This is a genomic window from Streptococcus hongkongensis (assembly GCF_053206145.1).
This window is the reverse complement of sequence record NZ_JBRUGD010000031.1, coordinates 1-3,585: the sequence shown is the minus strand read 5'-3', so window position 1 is coordinate 3,585 and position 3,585 is coordinate 1. Positions and strand designations below refer to the sequence as shown.

Sequence of the window (3,585 nt, the reverse complement as noted above, 5' to 3'; positions counted from 1 at the left end):
AGGGATCAATGATATTACTTCTCCAAGGGCCAAAAATGATGTAATGATGATTAATATGATATGCAAGAAATAATTCTCCCAGAAAGCCATAGTGAAATAAAAAATTATCATTTGTTTTAGTAAAATCGTTTAAGATAAGACGGTAATCATAATAGGAAGAAATAGTCTGTGCGGAGTTAAATTCTTTTAGAACCGTAAATGATGCATCACAAACGATAATAGTTAATTTTAAAGTACTATGTAACGATTTTAATAGCAGAAAGTTTATCATAAATAGTCGTCCCCCTTTAATCTTTAATAATAATTCTAAAAAAGATTCTAAGAAAGTCAATAAATATCACTAAAAATAGTTATTAATATCAAAATCAACAAAAAAAGCCACATATGATTTATTGAAAAAAAAAAAAAAACAAATGAGATTTTATAAATAAATATAGATATTCTAATAAATATTACAAAAAGGTAATATAAATCTGTATATACTTATATACAAATAAATTATTTTAAAGGGGAATACTATGTTTAGTAAGGAAAGAGAGAATCTTTTCGATAATTCGCAAGTAAAGCAGCGTTTTTCGATTAAAAAGTTTAAGTTCGGAGCCGCTTCAGTATTAGTTGGATTGGCATTTTTAGGAATAGGGGGACAGACTGTTTCGGCTGATGAGTTACTATCAACAGGTGCTGAAGTTACACAGCCAGTTGTAGCTCCAACAGTAGAGGCTCAACCAGTAGCAGAAACACAGCCAGTTGTAGCTCCAACAGTAGAGGCTCAACCAGTAGCAGAAACACAGCCAGTTGTAGTTCCAACAGTAGAGGCTCAACCGGTAGTAGAAACACAGCCAGTTGTAGTTCCAACAGTAGAGACTCAACCAGTAGAAGCAACATCCGCTTCAACAAATAGTACATCAGTAGCATTAAGAAGTGTTTCACCATCAGATTCAGCAATTACAAAAAATATTCAGCCTCCATTTGATATCACCAATGCTATTTATGCGCCAGGTGTGGCAAATCAACAACAAAGTTATCAAGGTAGTTCTTGGATGTATAGAGGAGGATCTTTAGATTACGATACAAAAGAGGTACCACCACAGTTTAAAATTTATTTACAATATTTAACTGGAAAAGGTTTTTTATCACCGGTCTACTATACTGTATCTAATCCAGACGGAACCTTTACTTTTGACTTAACCAAATCTGTCATTGATCAGAATGGCGAATCACATTCTTTCCAATTAGCTGGAGATTCTAATTTTGCTGTAAGAACCTGGGTAGAAAATCCAGATCCAACTAAGTATGATGTGATTTCGCATGGCGACTTCATGTATGGCTTCCATGATAGACTGAACAGAAAAAATGAATCTTGGGATTTTGCTGCAGGTGTAAATAAAATAGTAAATTCTCATGTAATTTTCGAAGATAAACCACTGAATAGTCCAGATTTGATTAAGTCAGAAGCTGAATGGCAAGAATCACCTAATTCTGATGGAGTTTGGCCAAATGAAGGGCTTTATGGAGCTGTAAAAGGTAATGTTTGGTATGAATCTGGTGATGGAATGGGAACTTTGGCAAACCAATGGATTCATGATGCAAAAGATGTCAAAGCTACAGGAGTAAAAGTTGCGGGGTCATACTTAAATGATGATGTAACCAAATTACTTGATGATTGGAAGAAAAACAATCCTAACTATACTGTGGCGGATATGAGAAGCGCTCAAGGAAAAATATTTGCAGATTACCAAAAAACTCATGGTGTAGGTTCACACATTGCGGAAACTGTAATTGCAACTGTTGCAAATGATGGAACATACTATCTTCCTTTTAAAGGATTATATGGTGTATCCGCATATAATCGTGGGGGAGGTAAATCAATTTCAGATTCTGAATGGCATACTTTGGTTTCTGATGCTGATGTCAGTCATAATAATTTAATGGCTTGGAATGGTACCCTTGGACAAAGACATAGACATATTAACTCAGATTATCTATATGTGATGCCTTTGGTTGAAGATTATCCTATTTGGGCAAATGGTACTGCAAGCGATATATTTGAAAAAGGTAATAATACACTTAATTCTGCATTAGCTTCATATAATTTTAACGACTATAACTTTGCGTTATTAGCGGCTCAACCAAATCATGATGTCTTAATATATGATACTATGACAAAAGTTGCTAAGCCTGGCGATACTGTTGAAACTCGTACTACTGGTCTTCTACCAAATACAGATTATCAGGTGCAATGGTTCAAAGATGGAGTTGCAATTGGAACGCCAACAACTGTTACCTCAGATGTTAATGGTGTAGCTAAGTCTGTACCAATTACTGTGGATTCGAATTTGGATAAAGCATCAACTTATACTTCTGCTTTATTCCGTGTTGGAGATGATACTAAAAAATTGTATTTAGCTTTAGCAGCAGACGCATTTATGGCAGTGCCAAAAACAAATGCGGACTTATATAATCCTGTTGCAAGTACAGTCACTAAACCATTTGGCACTCCAACAACACAAGATGATATTGCTAAAGCTGTTACAATTCCAGACTATCCAGCAGATAGTACAAAACAACCTGTTATTACAGTTAAATCAGGTCAAACCTTACCTGATGGTCAAACTCCAGGAGAAACTAATGTTACTGCTGTTGTAACTTATCCAGATGGAAGTAGTGAAGAAGTTATTGTTCCAGTTGTTGTGTTGCCAGCAGTCATTGAACAAACAGATCCTAACACTACTACACCAGAAGGTTATCATAGAGTTATTTTAGCTCCTGGTCCTGGAGTAGAAGTATTCCCTAATAAGGTATTGGACGTTCGTGATGGAACAGTCATTCCTTCTTCTTACATTCCTAATACAGAGCTAAAACAAGGTTTTGAAAATGTTATTTGGTCTGAAGATCTGAGCTTACCTATTACTCATCCATCAGTTATATATGCTGTAGCTACACCAATTTCAGCTACACCAAAAGACCAAACAGTCAAAGTTGGAGAAACTCCTAAGGCAGAAGATTCAATTGGTAACTTACCAGAGTTACCAAAAGGTACTCAGGTAGCGTATGAAACACCAGTGGATACAAGTACACCAGGTACTAAAGATGCTGTAGTAGTAGTTACTTATCCAGATGGTTCAGTAGACAAGGTGCCAGTATCTATCACAGTTGTTGAAAATCCAACACAAGCAGATATGAACACACCAGTTGCACAAGACCAAATAGTCAAAGTTGGAGAAACACCTAAGGCAGAGGATTCAATCAGCAACTTACCAGAGTTACCAGCAGGTACTAAGGTAGAGTTTGAAACACCAATTGATACAACAACAGCAGGTGATAAACCAGGTAAAGTAGTTGTCACATATCCAGATGGATCAACAGATGTAGTTGATGTCACAGTTAAGGTTGTAGACCCAAGTACAGATGCAGAGAAGTACACTCCAGCAGGTAAAGACCAAACAGTTAATATTGGAGAAACACCTAAGGCAGAGGATTCAATCAGCAATTTACCAGAGTTACCAGCAGGTACTAAGGTAGAGTTTGAAACACCAATTGATACAACAACAGCAGGTGATAAACCAGGTAAAGTGGTTGTTACTT

Annotated in this window: 1 protein-coding gene and 1 pseudogene; one reads left to right on the top strand and one right to left on the bottom strand. The window is 36.1% G+C overall.

The window, feature by feature from the left end:
* A pseudogene (locus ACVRZD_RS10505) lies at positions 1 to 271 on the bottom strand (YSIRK-targeted surface antigen transcriptional regulator); the annotation flags it as partial.
* A 247-nt stretch (positions 272 to 518) separates the two neighbouring features.
* Here ACVRZD_RS10505 and ACVRZD_RS10500 point away from each other — a divergent pair.
* Positions 519 to 3,585: Rib/alpha-like domain-containing protein (locus tag ACVRZD_RS10500; RefSeq protein WP_447450496.1), on the top strand; the 3,067-nt coding region annotated here is incomplete at its 3' end.